Origin of the sequence: Akkermansia sp. UBA7090, assembly GCF_002493465.1 — a bacterium.
In the GTDB taxonomy this organism is placed as follows: domain Bacteria; phylum Verrucomicrobiota; class Verrucomicrobiia; order Verrucomicrobiales; family Akkermansiaceae; genus Akkermansia; species Akkermansia muciniphila_A.
In genome coordinates, this window is sequence record NZ_DKYW01000017.1 from 983 (window position 1) to 25,374 (window position 24,392).

Here is a 24,392-nt window from a genome sequence, read left to right on the forward strand (position 1 = left end):
ATACGGGCCGTATTCGTACAAGGCTCGCCGGCCCGCCTTGATGCCGAAGAGCGCCGTTGTGTTCTTCAACGCGTCATGCGTATAATAAAGATCTTCCACATAAGTTCCCGTTTCATCAAAGACGCTCATCGCCAGGACGCGCGTGGCTACCGGTTCCAGGGGATCCCACAGGTACGTTTTACGCAGGACGGGTTCAGCGGATTCCGAAGCGTCCGCAGCATCCAGTTCCGCGATTTGCAGGTAACCCTGGTAGATAAACCGTTTCCTTGACATGAGCGCTTCCCCTTCATAGACGGATTTTTCTACCCTCCTGTTCAGATAATCGTAAACGCACTCAATACGCCTGTCCCCCTGCGTGAAGCTGACCGCCTGATTCAACGCGTTGTAGGCGGCTTCCCATTCTCCCGTGGACGTCTGAATCTTCGTCTGGTTGCCGTCGGCGTCATAGGTGGGAACAAAGGACGGCTCCGTACCCTCGGTAATATCCGTGTATTGATTAAGCCGGTTGGCAACGTATGTGGTGGGAAGGGAATCCGTTCCCTCCCGGGAGGTTGTGCGGTTACCGATGTTATCGTAGGCGTAACTGTATATGCCGCCCCGGCTCATCGCGTCGCTCACAAGTTCATTCCTGTCATTGTAGGCGTAGGCGTGGGTGAGGTCGGGCGCGGACGTGTTGAAATAGTCGTTCTTCGTGACGGGACGCCCCAGCACATCGTACGAGTAGCCGGTTTTGGCCGGGTAGTTGGCGCTGCCGGGGCGCAGGTAGTCAATATTCACCGGGAGGTCGCGCTTTTCTTCCAGGGTGCGCCGCCATTTCAACGTGTTGGGGTAATCAAGAGTGTCCAGCAGGCCGCTTTCCGCATTGTAGCCGTAGGTGAAGGGCTTCGCGACGGCGTTCAGCGAGACGGAGGAAAGCCTTCCGGAGGCGTCATGCCCCCATGCCGTCTGCAAGGCGGCGGCGCCCGCATAGTCCAGACAGTAGCCCGCGGGCCTCCCCACTCCGTCACGGCGGAGGGTCAAGACGCTTGCCGCAAGGCCAGCCGTCGTTTCCGTTTCCTGTTCGTTATACTGATTGTACGTGAACGTGCGCGTTCCGGAAGCGTCTTCAATTTGCGTCAGCTGCCCCAGATGATTGTAGCGGCTGCTGATGGAGGGGGTAAAACCGTCGTCATTAAAGGTAATGGAGGTAAGCTCCCCGGTAAGGGGGGCGTAGGAGCGGGAGGCAACGGTTCCCCGCGCGTCCGTCGTAGCGGAAACGCGGTTGAGCGCATCATAAGCGGTATCCACATGGGTGGCATTGGCATAGGTCTTGCGGACAACCAGCCCCGTAGCGACATCGTACGTCCAGGTGGTGATGTCCCCATCCGTCCGGAGGCGGGGATCAGTAGTGATGACATCCCCGGGATCACGGAAGGTGGAAAGGCTCACTATATGGCCGGCGGCGTCATAAGCATATACGGCGGGCTGTATGGCCGTCCCCCATTCGGCTTCCTTGCGGCCCCGGATATCATAAACGGAACAGGCCGTTTTACCAAGGGCATTGGTAACGCAGGTAGGCAGATCAAAGGGCTGGGCATAAGCGTAGGTGGTCGTGTTGCCCGCGGCATCCGTGCCGGAAATGATGCGGCCGGCGATGTCGCAGACGGCGGTAAAGACGTTACCGCGCACATCTGTGTCCGCATAGGTGATGCCCGTTTCCGTATAAGTGCGCTGCCGGCGGGCGGTCGCGCCGTCAAAGCCCGTAACCGCCGTCGTGAATCCGTCCACGACGCGCGTGAGGGCAACGCTCCCGACGCCGGGCACGGTTTTCTTCTGCAGGCGGACAGAACCGCCGCCATACTCCGTCCACTCCACGGTATCCTGGCCGCGGGGATCCGTCATGACGGTTTTGCCTGCAAGAACAGAACTCAGAGCAGAGAGCAGGGCCGCCTGCTTTTGAAGAACGGGAGTACCTGAAGAAGTATAACTTGTTATGGAAACAAGTCTGTAGATGCCGTCTTCACGGCTCTCGGCCACATAAGCGTAATCAGTAATGCGGGAGTTCAGGATGGTCGGTTCATCCTCCAGGGCGACGATTGCCCTTGTCCTGTTCCCAAAGGCATCATAGGCATAGAGTGTCGGCGCCATGTCCGCCAGCTGTTCCCTGATAAGGCGCCCCTTGTCATCGTATGCAAGAGTGCGCACATTTTCCCCATTCAGGGTATTGGCGGCAGCAATCCGTACAAGCTCGCCAAAGCCGTTGACGGTGGAGCTTCCCGTCACGACGCGGGGCTCTCCCCCCTCCCCTTCCGGCACAGCCTCCGTCGTGCGGATCCCTTCCGCCGTGGCCTCAACGGTATAAAGGATATCCTGCTGCCCGGTGCCGTAACGCCGCACTACTGTTCCGGAAGGGCTTTTCCGGGTGATGAACGTAGCGCCGGCGGCCGTGGTAACAGTTTCTACCAGGCCATCCCCGCTATAAGAGCGGACGGTGGTGCGCCCCAGAATATCGGTTTCTCTTATCAGGCGCCCCAGCAAATCGTATTCCCGGCTTTCCACCGTCGTCATTGGGCCTGCATCCCTGCGCAGGGAGGTAATTTTACCGAGGGCATCACGGGTATAGCTCGTGATGGTTTCCGGAGTGATCATAGTTTCCCCGTCCGTAACGGCTGAACGGATGGTTTCCACCAGCTGGCGGGCCGTATTGTAGGAATAGGAAGTGGTCACTCCATTTTCATCCCTCTCCCACAACGGGCCGCAGCAGGTCATCATGCGCTCGTAAACGCGCCCATTGGCGCGGGTGCGCTTTACCCAACGGTTCTCAACGTCATATTCATAAGAAGACGCGTCCGTCATGGACCAGGCGCCATCGGCCAGCCGGGCGTATTGCTCATAACGCATGTTATTGCCCTGGCCGGAGACGTAAGTAACCTTCCGCGAGCTCAGGCCGGGGACGCTCTCTCCCGCTATCCGCGTTTCCGCGGTCACTTTGTAAAGGGCTCCGTACCGGTCCGTCTCTTCATAAAAATAATGCGTCTGAATGCCGTCCATGCCCTGTTTCATCTTCAGGCGTCCGCGGGCATAAACATTGGGAGCCGTGCCGAGCCAGGATTCCTTCACTTCCAGACGCACGTTTTCTTCCCCCAATGCGGTGGTGCGTTTTTCCACGCGCCGCACATGATTTTCCTCAACGTAGGTGTAATCCGCGCGCCAAAGTTCCGCCGCAGTGGCCGTCAACGTCACCCATTGGGTGAGGATATCCGGATCCGCCTGCGTCTGGTCCCGATACGTGGTGTAAGTGACCTTATCGCCGGCTTCCGCCCAGGGGACGCTGGACACGATTTCACGGCCGAAACGGTCGTATGCCCACGTTTTGACACTTCCGTCAGGAGCAGTTTCCTTAGCGATTTTTCCCATGCCGGTGTACTCGTAAGTCGTTTCCCGGGCGTAGTCCGTTCCGTAACCTTCAATACGGCTAGTGCACAAATTGCCATTGCGGGTGACGGCATAAGTCTCACAGACGCGGGAAATGGGAGCGCCGTTTTCCCCCCGCTGGATGGTGGTGATGAGTTTCCACGTGCCGGGCGAAACGATCTGCTTTTCTTTCAGAGTGAATATGGCGTCTTCTCCTTCCCCCTGCGCCATGTTCCATGCTCCGTCGGCTCCCTGCCAGTAGCGGGTGGTGTAGGGAGCGCGCGCGGCGGTCTGTTCGGTAACGGAGAGTCTGCCCGCAGCCGCGTCCCCGGTAATTGTGAAGGTTTTAAAAGGGTCGCCCGTAACGGAATAAAGGCCGGTGGAACTGTTTTTCCCTCCCACCTGTTCGGGGAGATAGAGGGCGATGCGGTAACCGGACTCCGTGACATTTTCGATGTTGGCGAGCCCGTCCCACAGGTTCCATATTTGCCGGATGCTTCCATCCGAAGCCCGCACAATATCCAGCTTTCCGTCAAATTCTTCTCTTGTGTAAGCCGCGCCGTTTTTAGCGGTGTAGCCGGTGGCGTATTTCAAGGAAGAGGCCGAACCTGCGGTATAGTTAACGGTATTGCCCGTGTTTGAACGGATACTGAGGCAGAATTCTCCCGCCCTTGCCGAAGAAACGGATCTCCTCCCGAACCACGCCGAGCCCCCGCGCTTGGCGGATCCTGCAATGGGGGCCACGCTGTCCCCCCTGCTGCCGTCTCCATCCGCGTAACAGTAGTAGTTAATGGCAGTTCCGCCGCTCCTGATTTGGAAAGCGGTATTCGCCCCGATGCCCGATGATGGCGCGGAGATGATTTCACGAGTCATCGGATGCCAGTAATGAAGCGCACGTGGGGACCAGAGTTCAGCCGAGAATGCGTATCCTACTATTTCCAGCAATCCCTGAGGCAGACCCGTCATGCCCCGGAAAGAGCCGAAATTGGTACGCCAGATCATTTCCGTCTTGAGCGTCCGGGCGACCACGCGCCTGCCGGCGGCCGACGAACCGTAAAGGGTGGAGGAAGAGCGCGCGCCGCGCGCCGAAGAGCTGCTGCTGCCGCCCTCATTGTTTTCACAGGTGCAGGGATCCACATCTTCACCGTTATCCCCTTCTCCGTTGTCTTCCTCCGGACAGGGAGAACAGGAACTGCTCTGGGAGCCATTGCCGCCAGCAACCTCCTCCCCGCATTCACACGGCACATCTTCCCCCTCATCTTCCGTACTTACGGGTTCCGGATAACCTTCATCCGGCTGATAGGAAGATGAAGAGGTTCCATCCGAAACCATGACTTCAATGGAATAATTAAGGATGGCGAGATTAGTCCATTCAGGAGGAACAGCCACGTTCTCATAAGTCATGTGCACGCGGTGCGGTCCCGGTTCAATGGGGAAGCTCAAGCTTTTTTCCCTATAAGACCCTCCATGGTATTTGCCTTCCCCAGGAATGAAAATTCCCTCGCCGTCAACAGTAAGAGAGCCGTTATCATCCACCCCCAGCATCAGACGGCACTCTGCCGTTTCCCCCGGGCCGAGCGGATCAACGACAATCCCCCAGTCCCAGCTGCCGCTGAACGCCCCGGCCTCTTTGTTAAACGGGACCGGCACACCTCCGGACGCTGTGAGGGAATTATCAGACAGAGAATTCGCATGACGCTGAACCTGTTGATCTTTCATAAAATCCAGATAATTGACGATTGAGGGACGAACATCAAAGAAGACAACGCTTCTCTATATTCACTATTCTTATGTATCTCGGAAAACGGAACAGAGCAATGATTCATTTTTGAATAATTGTTACTAATTACAATAAATTATTATCAATCAATATTTTTTTAAATATATATTTATTTCCAACAACCGGAGGGAATAACCATGTTTTTCCGCGCTGCCTGACATCCCCCGCATCCACTGCCGGCCAAATGGCCATGTGGACGGGCTGAACAACTTCCCCGGCCTCCGTTAAGACAAACTCCGGCAGATCTATCTGCATCATCCCTTCAACGAAAGGGTCTCCCGTCTGGTCGTCCAGATAAGGCCGGTGTGGGCACTTTCTTTACGCCGTCCCAATTCTCAACCCGGAAATAAACCAATGAATAATACGACTCAACCAGGGGCCGCTCCAACAGGCCCCGCAGCAACAAGTAACGCTCCGGCGGTAAAATCCGTCCTCCGCATGGGAGTATTTACGCTCGCCATGATCAACGTTTCCGCCATTGTCAGCCTGCGCGGCATGCCTGCGGAAAGCACTTACGGACTAAGTTCCGTTTTTTATTACATTTTCGCTGCGGTTTTCTTTCTGGTGCCGGTTTCCCTGGTGGCCGCGGAACTTACTACCGGATGGCCTCAAAAAGGCGGCGTTTACCGCTGGGTAGGCGAGGCTTTCGGAAAGAAATGGGGGTTCCTGGCCATCTGGCTGCAATGGATTGAAAGCACCATCTGGTTCCCTACCGTTCTGACATTCGCCGCCGTTTCCCTGGCTTTCATGGGGCCCGGGCAAAGATGGGATGAAGCTCTTGCCGCCAATAAATGGTACGTTCTCATCGTGGTGCTGTGCGTGTACTGGGCGGCAACTCTGCTTAACCTGCGCGGCATGAAGACTTCCGCAGGCGTCACCAAATGGGGAACCATCATCGGAACCATTGTTCCCGGAGCCATCCTGATCCTCCTGGGCCTGGGCTATTGGGCCGGAGGCAATCCGATCCTGCTGGATATGAGCTGGGACAAGCTGGTGCCGGACATGAGCAATTTCAACAACCTCGTTCTGGCTGCCAGCATCTTCCTGTTTTACGCGGGGATGGAAATGTCCGCCGTTCATGTGAAGGATGTAGATAATCCCGGACGCAATTATCCGCTGGCCATTCTGATTTCCGCCATCATTACGGTGCTTATTTTCGTTCTGGGCACGCTGGCCATCGGCTTCATCATTCCCAATTCCCAGATTAATCTGGTGCAGAGCCTGCTGATTACTTATGACAGCTACTTCAGCTTCTTCGGCCTCGGCTGGATGAACTGGATTCTGGCGCTTGCGCTGGCCGTAGGCGTTCTGGCCCAGGTGACCGCATGGGTGGGGGGCCCTTCAAAAGGCCTGTATCAGGTGGGCCTGGCCGGCAACCTTCCGCCCGTCATGCAGAAGCGGAACAAGAATAACGTCCAGATGGGCATCCTGCTTATTCAGGGGGGAATCGTCACCCTGCTCTCCATCATGTTTGTGATCATGCCTTCCGTGCAATCCGCCTACCAGATTATTTCCCAGCTGACCATCATTCTGTACCTCATCATGTACATGCTGATGTTCGCGTCCGGCATTTACCTGCGCTACCGGGAACCGAATACGCCCCGCACCTTCCGCATTCCCGGGGGCAGAACCTTCGGCATGTGGGTTGTCGGGGGCCTCGGCCTTCTGGCCAGCCTGGCGGCTTTCCTAGTGAGCTTCATCCCGCCGAATCAAATTACCGTAGGCAGCAGTACCATGTACATTCTCCTTCTGGTGGCGGGCACCTTCATTTTCGCGGGTATTCCCTTCATCATCCATGCCATGGCCAAACCCTCCTGGAAACGACCGGTGGATCCCGAAGACGCCTTTGAACCCTTCGGATGGGAAAAAAACAATGATTCCCATTCCACCGCGCCCCCTAGCCACACCATATCCCATGAGTAACATTCCTTCCAATGAGCAAATCCGGACGGCCCTGGATAACGCGTACGCCTACGCCAAAACCGTCCAGGGAGGCAAAAACGCCTCGTACATTCCCGCCCTGGCCCAGGTGCCTTCCGACCTGCTGGCGATTGCCGTGGTCACCGTCAACGGAGACCTGCTGACCGCAGGCTCCGCGGACACGCCCTTTGCCATTGAATCCATCTCCAAGGCATTCAACCTGGCTTATGTCATGGATTTGATCGGCATGAAGCAGCTGCGCGCGAAGATCGGAGCGGACCCCACCGGGGAACCCTTCAACTCCGTGATGGCGGTTGAGCTGCACGGCGGCAAGCCCCTCAACCCCCTGGTCAACGCAGGGGCTATGGCGACGGTCAGCCTGGTCAACGGTTCGGATTCCGATGAAATATGGGGAAACATGATCCATAATTTCAATAACTTCGCCAACACGGCCCTGACCGTGAACCAGGAGATTTACAAGTCGGAAAGCGCTACCAACCAGCACAACCGCGGCATTGCCTGGCTGCTGGACAGCTACGGCTATTTTTACAATACGCCGCCCATGATCGTGGATTTGTACACACGCATGTGTTCCCTGAATATCACTGCCTCCCAGCTGGCCCTGATGGGCGCCTGCTACGCCAACGGCGGGGTCAATCCCGTCAGCAAGAAGCGTGTGGTGAAAGAGGAGAACGTTCCCCCCATTTTGGCGGAAATGTGCATGTCAGGCCTTTATGATTCCACAGGGGACTGGATGTACAAGGCCGGCCTTCCGGCCAAATCCGGCGTGGGCGGCGGCCTGGTGACCGTGGCTCCCGGCAAGCTGGCCATGGCGGCTTTTTCGCCTCCACTGGATCCCGCAGGGAATACCGTCAAGGGGCAGGCGGCGCTTCAATCCATCATCAGGGAACTGAATCTAAACCTTTTCCGGAGCTGATCCGGGATGAGAAGGTAAACCCGCGGAGCCAAAATCCGAAAGGATTCCCGCGGGTTTACTGTATCCTGTCCAGCCCCCCGAGGCAGACCGCAGTTCCTCGACTGCGGATTTCAGCCATAAAAAACAGCCTTCCGGAACAGTATGCTGAAAAACGGATATATCCGGCGGACAACGGCCGCATCGCCTGCCCTCCCGCAACCGCAAACAACCTCTCCCCGGCGCCCCGCATCAGCTCCTGTTTGAAAAATTGCACAGCTGCATGGCTACGCCGTCTGCCATAACCCGGAAGCCGTGCTTCTCATAAAAAGAGGCGTTTCTGCTCTCCTCCGGCATGATTTCAAGATACAGGTAGTCCCTGTATTTTTCCTTAACCATTTCCACCATTTTTCCGGCAATCCCCCTGCCCTGATAGGCGGGATGCACCAGAACATAATGCATGTAGGCAACCATCTCGCTGTCGTCCAGCACCCGCACCAGCCCTGCCAGGTGGTCGCCATCCCAGGCCGTCACAACAGTGGACGAATTCATGAGCGCTTTATACAGACGCCCCGGATATTGTCCGGAAATCCATCCAACGGACAGAAACAATTCTTGAACATCTTCCCTGGAAAATTTCTTTTCTTCCGTAAAAACAATCATTTTCTTCTTTAATTGATTATTGATGATCCGCCTGTACTGTCGCGGCCACATCACCGCCTGAGTGGAAAACCTCTTTCTCCGGCCGAATGAACAACTTGTTTCAAGGTTTTATCTGCTCCTGCCGGCGCAGTCAACACCGTCTGTCCGAGTACTTTGCCCATTCCAAAAACATGGCGGAGCTTATGATAAGAACGCGCGCGCCGGGAACAAGCCCCTCCCTTTTCCCAGTCAGTAACTCGTTCGCCTCTGCCTCCTCTGCTTCCGGAGGGAAGAAGAGCCGCACTCGGGACACACATCTTCTATCAGGGAAACGATACTTGAACACGGGAAACGGCATTTTTCCTGGAATCGATTCCCCCAAAGCGGAAAAACTCCGGCCCAGGATTCATAACATTGCGAAAAACCTTTCTCCGTCATCTGTTTAAGGGCTTGTCACCACGTTACTTTTCCCTAGAATCCCTCCGGTATGCCTGATGCCCTCCAAAATGCCTTTTTCCAGGCCGGTGACGCTCTCACGTCCTGGCTGTCCGCTTTCAGCAGCTTCCTGTGGGGCTGGCCCCTGCTCATCATGTTGCTGGGCACGCACCTGTACCTCACCGCCATCCTGCGGTTTCCGCAGCGTTATCTGCTTAAGGCCCTGAAATTGTATTTTGTGAAAGATCATACGGACAAGGGAGATATCTCCCCGTTCAGTTCCCTGATGGTGGCCCTGGCCGCCAACATCGGAGCCGGGAATATCATCGGCGTGGGCGTGGCGATTGCGGCCGGGGGCCCCGGAGCCGTCTTTTGGTGCTGGCTGACGGGAGTTCTGGGAATGGCAACCCGTTATTCGGAAGGATTGCTCGCCATCAAATACCGGGTGGAGAACAAAGACGGCAATATGAGCGGAGGCCCCATGTTCGTGCTGGAACGCGGTCTGAACAGCAAATGGCTGGGTACGGCCTTCGCCGTCTTCACGGCCATTGCCGCCTTCGGCATCGGAAACCTGACGCAGGGGAACGCAGCTGCGGAACAGCTCCATCACGCCTTTTCCATTCCTTCCTGGGGCACAGCCGTTGTACTGACGGCGTTGACGGCGCTGGTGATGCTGGGAGGCATCCGGGGCATTGCCAGGGTATGCGCTTTCTTCGTGCCGTTCATGGCCGTCATCTACATCCTGGGATGCCTGTATATTCTGACTGTACAGGCGGAGTACATTCTTCCCGCCATCCGGTATATTCTGGACTGCGCCTTTACGGGAGAAGCCGCCGCCGGAGGCGCAGCAGGGGCGGCCGTCATGGCTGCCATGAGAACCGGTGTGGCCCGGGGCCTCTTTTCCAATGAGGCCGGCCTGGGGTCCGCAGCCATCGCCTCCGCCGCCGCACAGAACCGCAACCCCGTCAGGCAGGCGCTCATCTCTTCCAGCGGCCCCTTCTGGGATACCGTCATCATCTGCGCCCTGACAGGAATTGTCCTGACCACCAGCATCATCGCGCATCCGGACATTTCCTGCACGGACGGCCCCAGGCTTACTACGCTGGCATTCAGCAAAATTCCTTACCTAGGCTCCCCTCTGCTCACGCTCAGCCTGGTTACTTTTGTAGTTTCCACCATTCTGGGCTGGTCCTACTTTGGAGAAAAAGCGCTGGAATACCTGGGCGGCATCCGGCTGATCACGCCTTACCGCGTCATCTGGGTGGCGGCGGTTTTCATCGGCTGCGTCTCTAAAATAGAACTGGTATGGATTTTTGCAGACTGCGCCAACGGCCTGATGGCCCTGCCCAACCTCATTTCCCTGCTGGCACTTTCCGGCGTGCTTGTCCAGCAAACGCGGCACTATCTCTGGCAGCACAGGCTGGACGACTACGACGAATCCCACATACCGGAAGGAAAATAACGATTTTTTTAACTCGGATTCAAATAATTCTTGCCTTTCGGCCTCCGGTAGTATTTACTTCGCCGCGCAGTCCCTGCAAACCTAAAAGTCGCGTTCGTCTAGCGGTCTAGGACTCCCGCCTTTCACGCGGGCAACACGGGTTCGAGTCCCGTACGCGATGCCAGCTTTACCGCCGCGGCAGTTACGATGATTCCGCTTTTCCCTTTTTCAGGAAAGCATATCGGAAAAACGTAATGGCTGCGGTTTTCTTTTGGCCCGGTTTCCCGGATTCAGGAAAGCGCGGCAAAGGCGCCGGAAGCGGCCCTCCTTCTTTTAAATGCCGGAATTGTCTTACATTTCCCGGATTTGGCTTTCAGAAAGCCCTGCCATCTTTTAAAATTCTTTACACGCAAACGCCATGGATTACACACCTCTCATTGAAAAACGCCGCCAGCGCCTGGAAGAATTGGAAACAGTCATTGCCGAACCGGACTTCTTCAATGACCAGAAAAAGGCCTCGGAAATCATGAGAGAACACCGCCGCCTGAAGGAACTCATGGAAACATGGGATTCCCTGAACGCCACGGAACAACAGCTGGCGGACAATCAGGAACTGGCCAAGACGGACGATCCGGAACTGGCGGAACTGGCCGCCCTGGAGATTCCGGAACTGGAAGCCGCCCTGGAAAAACTGCGCAGCGACGTGCAGTACAGCCTGCTTCCCCGCGACACGACGGAAGACCGGGACGCCATTATTGAAATCCGCGCCGGAACGGGCGGGGATGAAGCATCCCTGTTTGCCGGAGACCTGCTGCGAATGTACCAGCGTTTTGCGGAAGAACGCGGCTGGCGCTTTGAGCATCTGGAAAGCAGCCCGTCAGATGTGGGCGGCTTCAAGGAAGTCGTCTGCCGCATTGCCGGGGAAGAAGTGTTCCGCTTCCTGAAATATGAAGGCGGCGTGCACCGTGTGCAGCGCGTTCCCGCTACGGAAACGCAGGGGCGCATCCATACCTCCACCGCCACCGTGGCCGTCATGCCGGAAGCGGAGGAAGTGGACATAGAAATCCGCCCGGAAGATCTCCGCATCGAAGTATGCCGTTCCGGCGGAGCCGGGGGCCAGCATGTGAACAAGACGGAATCCGCCGTTCAGATATGGCACCTCCCCACGGGAGTTTATGTCCGGTGCGAGGAAGAACGCAGCCAGATGAAAAACCGGGAAAAGGGCATGAAAATCCTGCGCGCCAAGCTCTTTGAAGCCAAAAAACGGGAAGAGGCGGAAAAATATTCCGCCGCGCGCCGCAGCCTCATCGGCTCCGGCGGCCGTGAGGAAAAAATACGCACATACAATTTCCCGCAGAACCGTCTGACAGACCACCGCATCGGCTACACCTCCCACAATCTGGACGGTATCCTGATGGGGCAGCTGGAAGACCTGATTATGGCCCTCCAGCACGCGGAAATGCAGGAACGCCTGGCGGAGGCTGGAATGTCCTAACCCCTTTTCCCTTGCATGAAAACTTTACTGGAAGTCCTTCAGTCCGGCACGGATTATCTGGTCCGCCAGGGGTGCGACGAAGCGCGCGCCACTATGCAGCATTTGCTGGCCCATGTCCTGCACTGCAACCGCACGGCTCTTTACTCCCAGTTTGACAGGCCCGTGGAAGAAGCGGAACTGGCCCCTCTGCGCGAATTGCTGAAACGCAGGGCAGCGGGAGAACCGTTGCAGCACCTGCTGGGCGTCACGGAATTTTTCAGGAGGGATTTCTTGACGGATGCCCGCGCCCTGATTCCCCGCCCGGAAACTGAGGAACTGGTGGAAATGGTGCTAAGGAAAATCCCGGATCATCCGGTACGCATCCTGGACATGGGCACGGGCTCCGGCGTTATCGGCGTCACGCTGGCGCTGGAGCTCAAGGAGCGCGCCAGGGAAGTCGTGCTGGCGGACATCTCCCCGCAGGCTCTTGATCTGGCTCTGGAAAATGCCATGCGGCTGGGAGCCAGGGTCTCCACCATCCAGACCGACCTGTTCGCCAACATTTCCCCGGAAAAAACGGGTCTGCCCACAGAAGATGCCGATTCCGCTCCGGAAGGAGAAAAAGGGGAAGACGGGCGGAACATGCTCTTTGACGTTATCGTGGCCAATCTGCCATACATTGCGGAGGGGGAAAAACTTGCCCCGGAAGTCATGAAAGACCCCCATACAGCCCTGTTCGGAGGGCCTAAAGGCTGGGAAATCATTGAACGCTTTCTGTCCCGCGCCCGGGATTATCTGAATGAAGACGGCTTTGTAGCCCTGGAAATCGGGTACGACCAGGCATCCGTCGTAACACAAATCATGGATGGATACGGCTACAATTATATTGAAGTTCTGAAAGACATGAGCGGCGTCGCCCGTTTCCCCTTCGGCTATCGTTAATGTTATCCCTCCTTTTCACTCCATGCAGGCGGCGCGCATTCTGGTTGACGGACAAAGCGATCTGGTACTGGATTACGGCATTCCTCCGGAAGCGGGAGACGTCAGGCCGGGCTGCCGCGTACAGGTGCCCCTGCGTAACAGAACGGCTACCGGAACCGTGCTTACGCTGTCGGAACCGTCTCCGGCCTGGAAGGACAGGCTCAAACCCATTCTGAAACTGATTGATCCGGAGCCTCTGATTTCCCCGGTGATGATGAATCTGGCCTCATGGGCGGCGGACTATTACTCCGTGGCTCTGGATCAGATGATCCGGTGTCTGCTCCCGGAAACCGTCCGTCAGGAAAATACGGCGGAAAAACTGCGCAAAATGGTGTATCTGGAAAAAACTCCGGCACGGGAGGAACTGGATGCCCTGTACCGCAAAGCGCCCCGGCAGGCCCAAATGCTGGATTATTTCTCATCCGCGGGACAACAGGCCGTCCCCCTGGCAGCATTCGGCGCCGGAGCCCTGAACGTTGCCCGCAGCCTGGAAGCCAAAGGCTTCATCTCCCTGAAGGAAGAGGCCGTGCACCGGGACCCCAGCACCGGGGAGCAATTCGTCCCCACCCAGCCCATGAAGCTGAACAGCCAGCAGCAGAAAGCGCTGGAAGAAATCACGGCCATGTGCGCGGCAGAGCACAAAAAACCGATCCTGCTGCAAGGGGTTACCGGTTCCGGCAAAACGGAGGTTTATTTACAGGCCGTTTCCCAAATAGTAACATCCGGAAAATCCGCCCTGATCATGGTGCCGGAAATTTCCCTGACGCCCCAGACGGTTCAGCGTTTCAAATCCCGTTTCGCGGAACTGCCTTCCTCCGTGGCAGTGCTGCACAGCCTCCTTTCGGACGGAGAGCGCTTTGACGAATGGCATGCCATCCGTTCCGGAAAGGCCCGCATCGTCATCGGCCCCCGTTCCGCCGTCTTCGCCCCCCTCCAAAATCTGGGCCTGGTGATTGTGGATGAAGAACACGACGCCTCTTACAAACAGGAAAGTTCCCCCCGCTACCACGGGAGGGATCTGGCCGTGCTGCGCGCCCATCTGGAAAACTGCACCGTGCTTCTTGGCTCCGCCACTCCCTCCCTGGAAAGCATCCATAACGCCCTGATTGGAAAGTATTCTCTGGTAAAACTGACGGAAAGGGCGGACGGCCAGCAGCTGCCGCTCATTCGCATCCTGGACATGAAAACGGAAGGGAAGAATAAATCCGGACCCAACGTTATCTCCGAACGCCTCAGGATGTCCATTGACCGGCGTCTCGACAAGGGGGAACAGGTAATCCTGCTGCTCAACAGGCGCGGATTCGCACGCTCCATCCAATGCCCGGACTGCGGCCACGTAGTCACGTGCATGCACTGTTCCCTGCCCCTGACCTACCACCGTACGGAAGATCGCCTCATGTGCCACCTGTGCGGATTCAAAGCCCTTCCGCCCCGTTCCTGCCCGGAATGCCGGTCCGCCAACATCCTGCTCCAGGGGTACGGAACCCAGAAGGTGGAGGAAATCCTGCGCCGCACTTTTCCTGCGGCGCGCATCACGCGCGTGGATGCGGACGTGGCCCGGCGGAAAAACGCCGTCCGGACCATTCTGAACCAGTTCCGCGCCCATAAGATAGATATTCTCCTGGGCACCCAGATGATCGCCAAAGGGCTGGACTTTCCCAACGTGACGCTGGTAGGCGTGCTGAACGCGGACCTGGGGCTCCACATCCCGGATCCCCGTGCAGGGGAGCGCACATTCCAGCTCCTGACGCAGGTAGCGGGCCGCGCCGGCCGCGGTGACCTTTCCGGAGAAGTCATTATCCAGACTTTTACGCCCCAGTCCCCCTCCCTGCAATACGCCCGGCACCATGATACAGACGGCTTCGCAGCTCAGGAACTGGAAATGCGGCGCGCGTTCGCCCTGCCCCCCTTCACCCATATCGCCGTATTGACCATACGGTCCCAGCATGAAAGCATGGCGGAATTCGCCACGCAAACCCTCGCGTCCCGTCTGCGCGGCATGCTTCCCCCTCCCGCCACGATGACCGACCCCATGCCCGCCCCCATTCCCCGCGCGCACGGACAGTTCAGATTCCAGATTACGGTCAAGGGACCTTCCGCCCGCATCCTCTCCCGCACCCTACGGAAACTGGTGCAGGAAGCCGGACTGGGGGAAGACCTGACGGCCGTAATCGACGTGGATGCCATGTCATTCATGTAAGCCGCCTTGCCAAAACCGGCCGGGAACATTAGAATTCCGGCACAACACAACTTACTATTATGCTGCTTCATTTCTACAAAATGACGGGAGCCGGCAACGACTTTGTCATGGTGGACAATCGTGACCTGAGCCTTTCCTCCGTGCTGGACGAAGAAACCATAGAAGCCCTGTGCGACCGCCGCTTCGGCATTGGGGCGGACGGGTTGATCGCCGCGGAACCTTCCCAGGGCAAGGGGGGAATTGTCCGGATGCGTTATTACAATGCGGACGGCGGAGAGGCGGAAATGTGCGGCAATGGGGCCCGCTGCTTCGGCAACTTTGCCGCCGCCCTGCTTCATCACGACAAGACAACGCCTCTTCCTTTTGAAACAATGGCCGGCGTCGTCACCGCCAACTTTGAAAAAGACGGCAACGTCACCGTCAACCTGACCAATCCCCACTCCATGCAGCTCTTCGTGCTGAATGCCGACCCGGCTGTGGGAGCGGATGTCCATTTCCTGAACACGGGCGTTCCCCACGCCGTAGCGTTTCTGGACAAGCTGGACGGCCTGGACATTGCCAAACTGGGGGCCTATCTGCGTTACCATGATGCCTTTTCACCCAAAGGCACCAACGCCAACTTTGCCAGAATCCTGTCTCCGGGGCACATTGCCATACGCACTTACGAACGCGGCGTAGAGGATGAAACGCTTGCCTGCGGAACGGGGATGACCGCCTGTGCGCTGCTGCATGCCGTATTGACGGACGCTCCCTCCCCCATTCAGGTGGACGTGGCGGGTGGAGACACGCTTAAAGTCGGATTCCAACGCACAGGGGACCGTTTCACTGACGTGACGCTGACCGGACCGGCAGACCTTGTGTTCACCGGAGACATTCAGATCTAGATCTGAGCCTCCCCGGCCAGAAAAAACAGCCTCTCACCCATCAGCGGGACTGCCTGTTCAGCAGGGAACATTCCGCCCTAACGTAACCGCCGTAATTATTGCAGAACGCCTTGTACACGGCAGGGCCCATATTCGTTTCGCAATAATATTTCACGGTAATACAGCCGTTTTCACGCTCCATATTCAGAAAATGGCTGGACAGAAGAACCAGATTGTTCTGGTAATTCCACAGGGCCATGTCACGCGCCATTTCCTCATGAATCCTCTCACATATAAAACTCTCCGGAGGGGGAAACAGAATGGCGCAGACAATACTGATCAGGCAGATTCCCGGAATAACCCCTACGGCAAGGCCCCTGTGGCATTTTCTGATCAAGGGGAGGTGATTCCTGAATTTCCGAAAAACGGTAAAACGGAACAAATACCCCGCCAGCAACGCCACCGGAAAAAAGACATTGACGTATTCGAAAGCCAGGCTCATTCCTCCAAGAACAAAAAACCCGATTCCCTTCCACACCTTCCGGTAAACCGGAATGCAGGCGCAAAGGAACACGTACAGAATATAGCCCAGCAGACAGAGGAAAGGCAGAAGCGTTCCCGTAAAAACATGCTCCATCATGCGGTCCCACGGATATTCCCGGCTGGGAGAGCTGGCCTCCTGAAAAAACATGCATACCATGATCATCAACACCAGCCCGACAAGAAGAAAAGCCTTTGATTTTCTTGACTCGTACAAAAGCCACAGCAAAACAGCCCCTAACGGCAATAAATAGCAACCTATACTGTTGAATACAGTAGACAGCATGGGAATATGAGGAAAGAAATTCATAGATCGGATACAGATGAGAGGCCGGTTAACAACTAAAATGCAGTAGCGACTGCGGAAACAGTAATTGGAAATAAAATAAATTCAAACATTCGTTTTCAAACAACTCATAAAAAATCATGTCCTTTTCACAAAAATCCGCTTATCCGGACTCTCCAACTTGACAAAACAACTCTCTGGAAAGGATAATAATATCCTTGTGAAGCCCTCCCTTTTCATCCAGACCGTCCTCCTTCCGGTTCTTTTCTTCTTCCCCCAATGCGGCCGCAAACCGCTCCTTCCGGAATATACACCGCTGTGTTCCGGAATGATACCGGGAGAGCACGCTTCCCACCGAGCCCTCCGGGCGCGGGAAAACAGAACCTACCGGGTCGGCCCGAAAGGCGGCGTATACTACATCAATCCCCATAATAAAAAAGTTTACATCAAATCCAGGAGGGTGCAATAGAAGATCACACAGGTTCTCCGCAATTTTCCAAAGAGGAAACAAATAACCGCCCCGGCATGCTCTTATTGTATTATTGAGAAAATATTCCATTCAAAAAAACTCATTAAACTTATTTTCTTCTTGCCAAAATGGAAGAGAGCGGGTAATGTCTGCCGCACCACAACACTAAATGGTGTCGGTAGTTCAATGGTAGAGCCCCAGATTGTGATTCTGGTTGTTGCGGGTTCGAGCCCCGTCCGACACCCCATCCCTTTCCTTTATAAAAAGAGCACTTACGGTGCTCTTTTTTACTATCCCCAGCCCTTTCTGCATGCGTAATCCAGAATTCGTCAAAGCCGCTTTTTCCGCTATTGCACCGCGCTATGTGGCTACCAACCATGTGCTGAGCATGGGCGTGGACCTGCTATGGCGCCGGCGCGTCGTTCAGCTTGTCTCCGAATGGAAGCCGGAGAACCTTCTGGATCTCGCGACCGGAACGGGAGACCTGGCCCTGGCCATCCTGAACGCGATGCCGGAAATCCGCCTCACCGGGTCCGACTTCTGCCAGCCCATGCTGGACATAGCGGCCAGGCGCGGGCTGGATCATCTGGTTTGCGCAGACGCCATGAACCTGCCCTTCCCCTCCGCCTCCTATGATGCGGTCACTGTCGCCTTTGGCCTGAGGAACATGGCCAGTTATCCGGACGCCCTGCGGGAAATGGGCCGAATGCTGCGCCCGGAGGGCCATCTGCTCATTCTGGATTTTTCCCTGCCTGAAAGCCTGTTGAAAAGACCTTACAGGTTTTATCTGCACCGCATCCTTCCCGTCATTGCGGGCTGGATGACCGGCCACCGGGAAGCATACGACTACCTGGCGGACAGCATTGAAGCCTTCCCCTGCGGGCAGGCCATGAAGGCCCTGCTGCGGGAATGCGGCTACAGCAATATCACGGCGGAACCTCTGAACGGGGGAATTGCCAGCATTTACACGGCTCAGCGATGAGTGCGGGGGACGCAAGAGAAGGAATCATACGCGGCAAGGCGGCACGCGCCCGCCTGGGCGGCAAACTTGCCGGACTGTCCCTGCCCCGGCAAATCGCCGTCATTGCTTTCTGGCCTTTCCTGGAGCAGCTGTTGAGCTTTTTCGTCACTTCTTCCGACCTTTTCATCGCCACTAAGATAGGGGTGGACGCCCAGGACACCATCAACATCTCTGACGGCATGGGCGCCGTCGTCTTCATCATGTGGTTCGGCTTCGTTATCCAGGGGGCCATCATGATGGGAGCCACAGCCATCGTTTCCCGCATGACGGGCGCCAGAGACTATCCCCAGGCGCAGCATGGCCTGCACCAGGCCGCCATGCTGGGGCTCCTGGCCGGCGTCGTTTCCTGCGGCCTTCTCTTCACATGCAGCGATTTCCTGGTCACGCACGTATTGACCATGAATGAAGCCGCCCGGACCTACGCCCTGCAATATGTTTATATGGCCGCCTTTGCCGCCCCGTTCAGCGGCGTGGTCTTTGCCATCAATGCCGCGCTGCGAGGCTCCGGAGACACGCGGCTGCCCTTCTGGATTATGATGAGCGTAGGCATCCTCAATGTCATCTTCAGCGTCATCTTCGTCTTTGCGGACGCTCCTTTGGGCGGCTGGCGCATTGGAGGAATTGCGGCGGGAACAGTCTGCGGCTACGGCATCAGCATGAGCATCCTCCTGTTCATCATGCTGCGGCGCAGAAAAAAAATCTTCACGGGCAGGAACAATGAATCCCTGGAAGAACTCGTCCGGGAACGGGGAGAGCACTATGCTCCGCCCCTGTACCTCAGCTTTTCCCATCTGCGGCCGGACATGGGCATGCAGAAGCGCATCCTGAAAATCGGGCTGCCGCAGGCCGTGGAAGTCTTCGGCATGTGGGGCATTCAGATGTTCTGCCTTTCCATCATCAGCGAACTGCCTGTTCAAGGCGTGCTGGGCGTCCACAACATCGCCGTCCGCATTGAATCGCTCAGTTTCCTGCCAGGCTTCGCCATCGGCATGGCCGCTTCCACGCTCGTGGGGCAATACCTGGGCGCCCGGAACGCGCTTATGGCCCGCATTACCATCTGGAAATGCATGCGGTACGCCATCATATTCATGACGGGCCTGGGAGTGCTCTTCTGCGCCTTTCCCGCCCTGTTCATGGAGATATTTTCCAACGGCAGCATGACTCTCATTGATACCGGCATTCCCGTGCTGCGCACCATGCTGGTGGTGGAGCCCTTCTTCGCCGCCTGCATCGTGATGAAAATGTCCCTGCGCGGCGCGGGAGATACCCGGAGAGTCATGCTCATTTCCTACGGCATTATGGGCTTTTTCCGTGTCGTCTGCACCTGGGTATGGTTCAGGCTGGCACCGGAAACCATGACCCTGTGGGGCATCTGGCTACTCTTCGCCTTTGAAATGGCCGTCCAATCCGCCATCCTCTATAAAATCGTCAAGGGGCGGAGCTGGACGAAACTGCAAGTCTGAATCTTCCCGTTTTTTCCTGCTTCCCGCACCCGTTCGCCAATCCAAAACGTTTACTGCAGGATAAAAACTTTGCTTTCCTCCTCCAATTCTGCTAGTATTCTTCCACGTTGTTCTGCAACGGGCTCGTAGCTCAGCGGTTAGAGCAGGGGACTCATAATCCCTTGGTCGTAGGTTCGAACCCTACCGGGCCTACCAGATAATCCCCTGCAAGTTTTTAACTTGCAGGGGATTTCCTTTTTCAGTGCAGAAGAAAAAGGCTTCTGTTGAAGATGCCTCTGCTTCCCCATACAAATACAACAATCATCCGGAAATTCCGTGGGGAACTTCCGGACAGCGGAAGTTCATTCTTAAAGGGAGTCCACGAGGGCGGCTAAATCATCATCATACACGAACTTGCATTGGTCCCCCTGTTTCTTGAACAGTTCAAACAGGCGCGGCATATCCGTATCCGGAACGGAGAGGCCCAGCGCACGCAGGCGCATGTTCACGGCATGCCTGCCGGAATGTTTGGTCAGGGGAAGTTCCGTGGTTCCCCAGCCTATTTCCTCCGGGTCCAGGACTTCGTAAATGCTCCGGTTCTTCAAAACGCCGTCCTGGTGAATGCCGGAACCGTGGGCAAAGGCGTTCGCCCCCACTACGGCCTTGGAACGAGGAACGGCCAGGCCGCTCATGGCGGCCACCATGCGGCTGGTGCGCACCAGTTCATTCGTTCGTATTCCGGTCCACACTTCGGAAAAGAAATCCCGCCGGGCATGCAACGCCATAATGACTTCCTCCAGGGCGGTATTTCCGGCCCGTTCCCCGATGCCGTTGATGGTTCCCTCTACCTGCCGCGCCCCGGCTCGGATGGCCGCCAGCGAGTTGGCCACGGCCATCCCCATGTCATCATGGCAATGGACGGACAGCCGGACGCGGTCCACATTGGGAACATGTGACTTCAGATAGGAAATCAGGCGAAAATATTCCTCCGGCATCGTGTACCCCACCGTATCCGGAATATTGATGACGGCGGCGCCCGCGTCAATGACAGACTCTACAATCTCCGCCAGGAATTCCGGCTCCGTGCGGGAAGCGTCCTCTGCGGAAAACTGCACTTCCCCGCACAAATCGGAAGCCATGGCAACGGATTTTACGGCCATGTTCCTGATTTGTTCCCGGCTTTTTCCCAGCTTGTATTTCCGGTGGATGGGGGAGGTGGCCACCACCAGATGGATGCGCTCCCGTTCCCCGGCGGCCTTCAACGCTTCATGGGCGGCAATGATATCCTTTTCCACGCAGCGGGCCAGTCCGCAAACGCGGCTTTTTTCCGTGCATTCCGCCACGGCCCGGACGGCTCGGAAATCGCCGTCCGAAATAACAGGGAAGCCCGCTTCAATAATATCCACCCCCAGCGTTTCCAGCTGCATGGCCACCTGTATTTTCTGCTCCACGTTCATCGCCGCGCCGGGGCACTGTTCCCCGTCTCTCAGCGTCGTATCAAAAATGTGTATATGTTCTTTCATTACAATAATCATGTTAAGGGTTCGTTCCTCAGGAAACTGCGCGCGGAAAAATATTCCGATGAAGGAGCCATTCCTTCTGCGCACAACTATCAAGACCAGCCGTTTACTTCCCTCGCGCCGGAACGGCCCGCCGGCGCATATCAAGATATCTTCTCGGACTACCGTCCGAGAAGCAGCAATAGACGACCTTGAAGGAACAGGGTGTTCATCTTGCTTGTTTTTGCCCTGAATGGGGGGGGGGAATAGAAAGAATGATGTACTTTCAGAACATTTCTGTCAAGGGTACTAAACACATATAACTTTGTTGGAACAACTTCATCAATTGGGCATTTGAAGAAAGAGCAATATACTTCTACACAAAAACTGCCCAGCTGAATTAACATCAACTGGGCAGTTGATCCCCTTTATCACCAACCATTAATAAGTTTCAATCCACGCACTCGCAAGAGTGCGACTATGCTCCAACAATCAGTTTGAGATTCTCAAAAGAGGTCTCACTGCTCTTTCGAAGAAGCAGTATGCTATAAATTTGAAATGGGTCAAACCATATATGCAAAAAATATTTTCTTATTAATGGTGGGAGAAAAAGATTTTAAAAAGAAAAAGGGGGAGGTTATTTTTTTCTGGACATTGGAAATGTCCCAATGCTATTAATACCTCATCAGAGCAAAAAAAGGGCAAGGTACGTCAATACCTTACCCCTTTCCTCTGATAACCAAATTCTTTCAGAAATTGACATCAGCTTGCTTCGTAGCGAGGACCTTATACAGGTTTACTAGAATGGTGTCAATCTCCGAGTAGGAACCACCTATATAAGTATTCATATGTATAAAGCAAAAAAAATTATACTCAAACCAGGATGCACCAATCCTAAATCTACATTAGAAATTGCAAAAATTTACCTCACAGGGGTAAAAAATGACGGTTTCTACACTAAAGAAGCCGTTCATGACTTTGTTCGAAAAGGTAATATCGTGCGTATAGACATCGGTCCATCCTATCCAAAACTCATTGATGCTATCAGCTCAAGAGGAGAAAAATACGTACGTTCCGAACCTAATGACACTCCTAACGACAATCTGTTCAGATTGCCCAGGGTCTAGATTTCATAAATCATTTATAATTTTGCGGCTTATTGCTATTTAACGCAATAAGCCGTTTTTACTTGGTTATAGACAATTCTTTTCTTTCGCGGTTCTCCTTACATTTCCCGGTGGGAACGTATTTCCTGAATGGAAATGGACAGGGAGGCGCGGCCGCGGTACACGTTGCGGTCAATCGTGAAAGCGATATCCCAGGGAGGATTGGGAAGCTCCCGTTCCGCTCCGTTGAAGAAAATAGCGTCACGCTCCACGATGCCCTGACGCATGAAAAGCTTCAGATGATTGGTTCCCACGCGCTTGGGCGGTTCCGTGGGAAAAACGTCGGAACTCATGAATAGAGGCTGGGGATTGGAGTTGCCGAAGGGTTCCAGTTTTTCATAGCTGTCCAGCAAATCCAGCGTCAGAGCCTGGAAGGACACTTCCATGTCAATGTTGAGTACGGGGCAGCGCTGTTCCTCCGTCGTGGTTTCGGACACATAACGGTTGAAAGCCCGGCGGAAGTCGTCCATGCGGGATTCTTCAATCACCAGCCCCGCCGCCATATCATGGCCGCCGCCGGAAACCAGCGTATCCGCGCAGTGGTGGATGGCCTGAACCAGGGATACGCCGGGAATGGAACGGCCGGAACCCTTCCCCACGCCGCTTTCATCAAAGGCGATGACGAAAGTCGGCTTGTGGTACCGCCTCATCAGCTGGGAGGCCACAATGCCCACCACGCCGGGATGCCACGCGCGGGAACCCAGCACAATAACGTTGTCCCGCTCCGGGTCAAAGGAGTTGTGAAGCATTTCCACCGCATCCGTCCGGATGGCCTCCTCTTCCTCCTGTCGCTTGCGGTTGTGGGAATCCAGCATTTGGGCAAGCTGCACGGCCCTCCTGGCATCCATGGTCAGCAGGAGTTCCAACGCATCCATAGGGGAATCCATGCGCCCGGCGGCATTGATGCGCGGGCCTATCCTGAACCCCACGTGGGCGGCGTTCAGGAAGCCCGCGTGGTTAACGGAGTCGGAAGGGCGGATGCCCGCTATTTCCGTCAGGGTTTTGAGCCCCGTATGGCGGCTGTGAGCCAGCCTTCCCAGGCCGTGGCGAACCAGAATCCTGTTTTCCGCCACCAGGGGAACGATGTCCGCCACAGTAGCCACGGCTACCAGATCCAGATAAAGTTTCAGGTCAAAGGTTTTCAGCTTCCGCTCCTTCAGGAGGGCATGCGCCAGCTTGAAGACGACGCCCGCGCTGCACAGATAAGTATACGGGCTGTTTTCCTCAATTTTGGCATTGACCACCGCCACCGCGTCCGGCCGCCCCAAAGGGCCCGCCTCATGGTGGTCCAGAATGATGACGTCTATCCCCAGGCCGTTGAGCATGTCCACCTCTTTCACGGAGGAAGTGCCGCAGTCCACCGTAATGAGCAGGCTGGGAGGGTCCGCACATTCGCAAAGGCAACGCTTGATGCCGGCCTCGCTGAGGCCGTAGCCTTCCCGGGAACGAACGGGAATAAAATACTGGGGATCCAGGTCATAAGCCATCAAAATGGCCCGAAGAAGCGCCACGGAGGTAACTCCGTCCACATCATAGTCCCCATAAATGCACACGGTTTCCCCTTCATCCACGGCCCGGAAAATGCGGTCCACGGCTACCCTCATTTCCCCCATCAGGAAAGGGTCGCTCAGGTGGGAAAGCCTGGGTTCCAGAAAGAGTTCCGTTTCCGTTCCCCCGGTGAACCCGCGCTGCAGCAGAAGCTGCTTGACCAGCAGAGGCAGTTCCGCAGGAAACGCTTTCAAGACCGGATCATCCTCCTTCACGGAAGGGCGTAGAGTCCAATGAAAACCCGGTGTCATGGCAGTATTTTAGCCCCGCATCCAACAGGGTCAAGGTTGTTTCCACAGCAGGCGGCCAAAGCGGAGAAAAGAGGTTTCCGCTTCCGTTTCCGGGAAACGGCCTGCACGCAGCGCACCCGTCCCTTTCA

Annotated in this window: 17 protein-coding genes and 3 tRNA genes; 13 read left to right on the plus strand and 7 right to left on the minus strand. The window is 56.0% G+C overall.

Going from position 1 to position 24,392, the window contains the following annotated elements:
• Both B3075_RS05950 and B3075_RS05955 read right to left on the minus strand, forming a co-directional pair.
• The coding region (locus tag B3075_RS05950) for an RHS repeat domain-containing protein (protein WP_290492049.1) at positions 1-5,043 on the minus strand (5,043 nt) is incomplete at its 3' end.
• A 196-nt stretch (positions 5,044-5,239) separates the two neighbouring features.
• Positions 5,240-5,431, minus strand: a complete 192-nt coding sequence (locus B3075_RS05955; protein WP_290487490.1) for a hypothetical protein — start codon at positions 5,429-5,431, stop codon at positions 5,240-5,242.
• A 96-nt stretch (positions 5,432-5,527) separates the two neighbouring features.
• Between B3075_RS05955 and gadC the strand changes: the two genes are divergently transcribed.
• Both gadC and glsA read left to right on the plus strand, forming a co-directional pair.
• Positions 5,528-7,096, plus strand: a complete 1,569-nt coding sequence (gene gadC, locus B3075_RS05960) for a putative glutamine/gamma-aminobutyrate antiporter GadC (RefSeq protein WP_414631726.1) — start codon at positions 5,528-5,530, stop codon at positions 7,094-7,096.
• Positions 7,089-8,030: a glutaminase A gene (gene glsA, locus B3075_RS05965; protein WP_290487494.1), complete on the plus strand. Its 942-nt coding sequence runs from the start codon at positions 7,089-7,091 to the stop codon at positions 8,028-8,030. The genes gadC and glsA overlap by 8 nt, the downstream gene beginning before the upstream one ends.
• Positions 8,031-8,258: 228 nt before the next feature.
• Here glsA and B3075_RS05970 read toward each other — a convergent pair whose 3' ends face one another.
• Complete coding sequence (locus B3075_RS05970; protein WP_290487496.1) at positions 8,259-8,669, minus strand: GNAT family N-acetyltransferase; 411 nt, start codon at positions 8,667-8,669, stop codon at positions 8,259-8,261.
• Between the two features lie 466 nt (positions 8,670-9,135).
• Between B3075_RS05970 and B3075_RS05975 the strand changes: the two genes are divergently transcribed.
• The 6 genes from B3075_RS05975 to dapF all read left to right on the plus strand — a co-directional run bounded on the left by B3075_RS05975 (position 9,136) and on the right by dapF (position 16,063).
• The gene (locus tag B3075_RS05975) at positions 9,136-10,545 is read left to right on the plus strand and encodes an alanine/glycine:cation symporter family protein (RefSeq protein ID WP_290487498.1); all 1,410 of its coding nucleotides are present in this window, start codon (positions 9,136-9,138) and stop codon (positions 10,543-10,545) included.
• Positions 10,546-10,632: 87 nt separating this feature from the next.
• Positions 10,633-10,708, plus strand: a tRNA-Glu gene (locus tag B3075_RS05980).
• Positions 10,709-10,942: 234 nt separating this feature from the next.
• Positions 10,943-12,019: a peptide chain release factor 1 gene (prfA, locus tag B3075_RS05985; protein ID WP_290487500.1), complete on the plus strand. Its 1,077-nt coding sequence runs from the start codon at positions 10,943-10,945 to the stop codon at positions 12,017-12,019.
• Positions 12,020-12,034: 15 nt separating this feature from the next.
• A complete protein-coding gene (gene prmC / locus B3075_RS05990) occupies positions 12,035-12,940 on the plus strand; it encodes a peptide chain release factor N(5)-glutamine methyltransferase (protein ID WP_290487502.1) in 906 nt (301 codons plus the stop codon).
• A 22-nt stretch (positions 12,941-12,962) separates the two neighbouring features.
• Complete coding sequence (gene priA / locus B3075_RS05995) at positions 12,963-15,179, plus strand: replication restart helicase PriA (protein ID WP_290487504.1); 2,217 nt, start codon at positions 12,963-12,965, stop codon at positions 15,177-15,179.
• 59 nt (positions 15,180-15,238) lie between these two features.
• A complete protein-coding gene (gene dapF / locus B3075_RS06000; RefSeq protein ID WP_290487506.1) occupies positions 15,239-16,063 on the plus strand; it encodes a diaminopimelate epimerase in 825 nt (274 codons plus the stop codon).
• Between the two features lie 40 nt (positions 16,064-16,103).
• On the opposite strand, the gene B3075_RS06005 is transcribed toward dapF, so the two are convergent.
• Together B3075_RS06005 and B3075_RS06010 are read right to left on the minus strand one after the other, a co-directional pair.
• Positions 16,104-16,742 carry a hypothetical protein gene (locus B3075_RS06005; protein WP_143247127.1) on the minus strand — a complete coding sequence of 213 codons (639 nt, stop codon included), beginning with the start codon at positions 16,740-16,742 and terminating at the stop codon, positions 16,104-16,106.
• A gap of 289 nt (positions 16,743-17,031) precedes the next feature.
• On the minus strand, positions 17,032-17,427 hold the full coding sequence (locus B3075_RS06010) for a hypothetical protein (RefSeq protein WP_290487510.1): 396 nt from the start codon (positions 17,425-17,427) through the stop codon (positions 17,032-17,034).
• Positions 17,428-17,509: 82 nt separating this feature from the next.
• On the opposite strand from B3075_RS06010, the gene B3075_RS06015 reads away from it, so the two are divergent.
• From B3075_RS06015 to B3075_RS06030, 4 genes are all read left to right on the plus strand, one after another.
• A tRNA-His gene (locus B3075_RS06015) sits at positions 17,510-17,584 on the plus strand.
• 63 nt (positions 17,585-17,647) lie between these two features.
• Positions 17,648-18,319 carry a ubiquinone/menaquinone biosynthesis methyltransferase gene (locus B3075_RS06020; RefSeq protein ID WP_290487512.1) on the plus strand — a complete coding sequence of 224 codons (672 nt, stop codon included), beginning with the start codon at positions 17,648-17,650 and terminating at the stop codon, positions 18,317-18,319.
• Complete coding sequence (locus B3075_RS06025; RefSeq protein WP_290487514.1) at positions 18,316-19,821, plus strand: MATE family efflux transporter; 1,506 nt, start codon at positions 18,316-18,318, stop codon at positions 19,819-19,821. The genes B3075_RS06020 and B3075_RS06025 overlap by 4 nt, the downstream gene beginning before the upstream one ends.
• 119 nt (positions 19,822-19,940) lie before the next feature.
• Positions 19,941-20,016, plus strand: a tRNA-Ile gene (locus B3075_RS06030).
• A 152-nt stretch (positions 20,017-20,168) separates the two neighbouring features.
• Here B3075_RS06030 and B3075_RS06035 read toward each other — a convergent pair.
• The gene (locus B3075_RS06035; protein ID WP_290487515.1) at positions 20,169-21,323 is read right to left on the minus strand and encodes a 2-isopropylmalate synthase; all 1,155 of its coding nucleotides are present in this window, start codon (positions 21,321-21,323) and stop codon (positions 20,169-20,171) included.
• 824 nt (positions 21,324-22,147) lie between these two features.
• Between B3075_RS06035 and B3075_RS06040 the strand changes: the two genes are divergently transcribed.
• On the plus strand, positions 22,148-22,426 hold the full coding sequence (locus tag B3075_RS06040; protein ID WP_290487517.1) for a DUF3892 domain-containing protein: 279 nt from the start codon (positions 22,148-22,150) through the stop codon (positions 22,424-22,426).
• A gap of 98 nt (positions 22,427-22,524) precedes the next feature.
• Here B3075_RS06040 and recJ read toward each other — a convergent pair whose 3' ends face one another.
• The gene (gene recJ / locus B3075_RS06045) at positions 22,525-24,264 is read right to left on the minus strand and encodes a single-stranded-DNA-specific exonuclease RecJ (RefSeq protein ID WP_290487519.1); all 1,740 of its coding nucleotides are present in this window, start codon (positions 24,262-24,264) and stop codon (positions 22,525-22,527) included.
• Between the last annotated feature and the right edge of the window lie 128 nt (positions 24,265-24,392).

What these genes read in the sequence shown, in the direction of transcription:
- B3075_RS05975 (WP_290487498.1), top strand. Translation starts at nt 9,136, where the DNA reads ATGCCTGATGCCCTCCAAAATGCCTTTTTCCAGGCCGGTGACGCTCTC.
- prfA (WP_290487500.1), top strand. Translation starts at nt 10,943, where the DNA reads ATGGATTACACACCTCTCATTGAAAAACGCCGCCAGCGCCTGGAAGAA.
- gadC (WP_414631726.1), top strand. Translation starts at nt 5,528, where the DNA reads ATGAATAATACGACTCAACCAGGGGCCGCTCCAACAGGCCCCGCAGCA.
- B3075_RS06020 (WP_290487512.1), top strand. Translation starts at nt 17,648, where the DNA reads ATGCGTAATCCAGAATTCGTCAAAGCCGCTTTTTCCGCTATTGCACCG.
- B3075_RS06035 (WP_290487515.1), bottom strand. Translation starts at nt 21,323, where the DNA reads ATGAAAGAACATATACACATTTTTGATACGACGCTGAGAGACGGGGAA.
- B3075_RS05955 (WP_290487490.1), bottom strand. Translation starts at nt 5,431, where the DNA reads ATGATGCAGATAGATCTGCCGGAGTTTGTCTTAACGGAGGCCGGGGAA.
- B3075_RS06040 (WP_290487517.1), top strand. Translation starts at nt 22,148, where the DNA reads ATGTATAAAGCAAAAAAAATTATACTCAAACCAGGATGCACCAATCCT.
- prmC (WP_290487502.1), top strand. Translation starts at nt 12,035, where the DNA reads ATGAAAACTTTACTGGAAGTCCTTCAGTCCGGCACGGATTATCTGGTC.
- dapF (WP_290487506.1), top strand. Translation starts at nt 15,239, where the DNA reads ATGCTGCTTCATTTCTACAAAATGACGGGAGCCGGCAACGACTTTGTC.
- recJ (WP_290487519.1), bottom strand. Translation starts at nt 24,264, where the DNA reads ATGACACCGGGTTTTCATTGGACTCTACGCCCTTCCGTGAAGGAGGAT.
- B3075_RS06005 (WP_143247127.1), bottom strand. Translation starts at nt 16,742, where the DNA reads ATGGTATGCATGTTTTTTCAGGAGGCCAGCTCTCCCAGCCGGGAATAT.
- B3075_RS06010 (WP_290487510.1), bottom strand. Translation starts at nt 17,427, where the DNA reads ATGGAATATTTTCTCAATAATACAATAAGAGCATGCCGGGGCGGTTAT.
- glsA (WP_290487494.1), top strand. Translation starts at nt 7,089, where the DNA reads ATGAGTAACATTCCTTCCAATGAGCAAATCCGGACGGCCCTGGATAAC.
- B3075_RS05970 (WP_290487496.1), bottom strand. Translation starts at nt 8,669, where the DNA reads ATGATTGTTTTTACGGAAGAAAAGAAATTTTCCAGGGAAGATGTTCAA.
- priA (WP_290487504.1), top strand. Translation starts at nt 12,963, where the DNA reads ATGCAGGCGGCGCGCATTCTGGTTGACGGACAAAGCGATCTGGTACTG.
- B3075_RS06025 (WP_290487514.1), top strand. Translation starts at nt 18,316, where the DNA reads ATGAGTGCGGGGGACGCAAGAGAAGGAATCATACGCGGCAAGGCGGCA.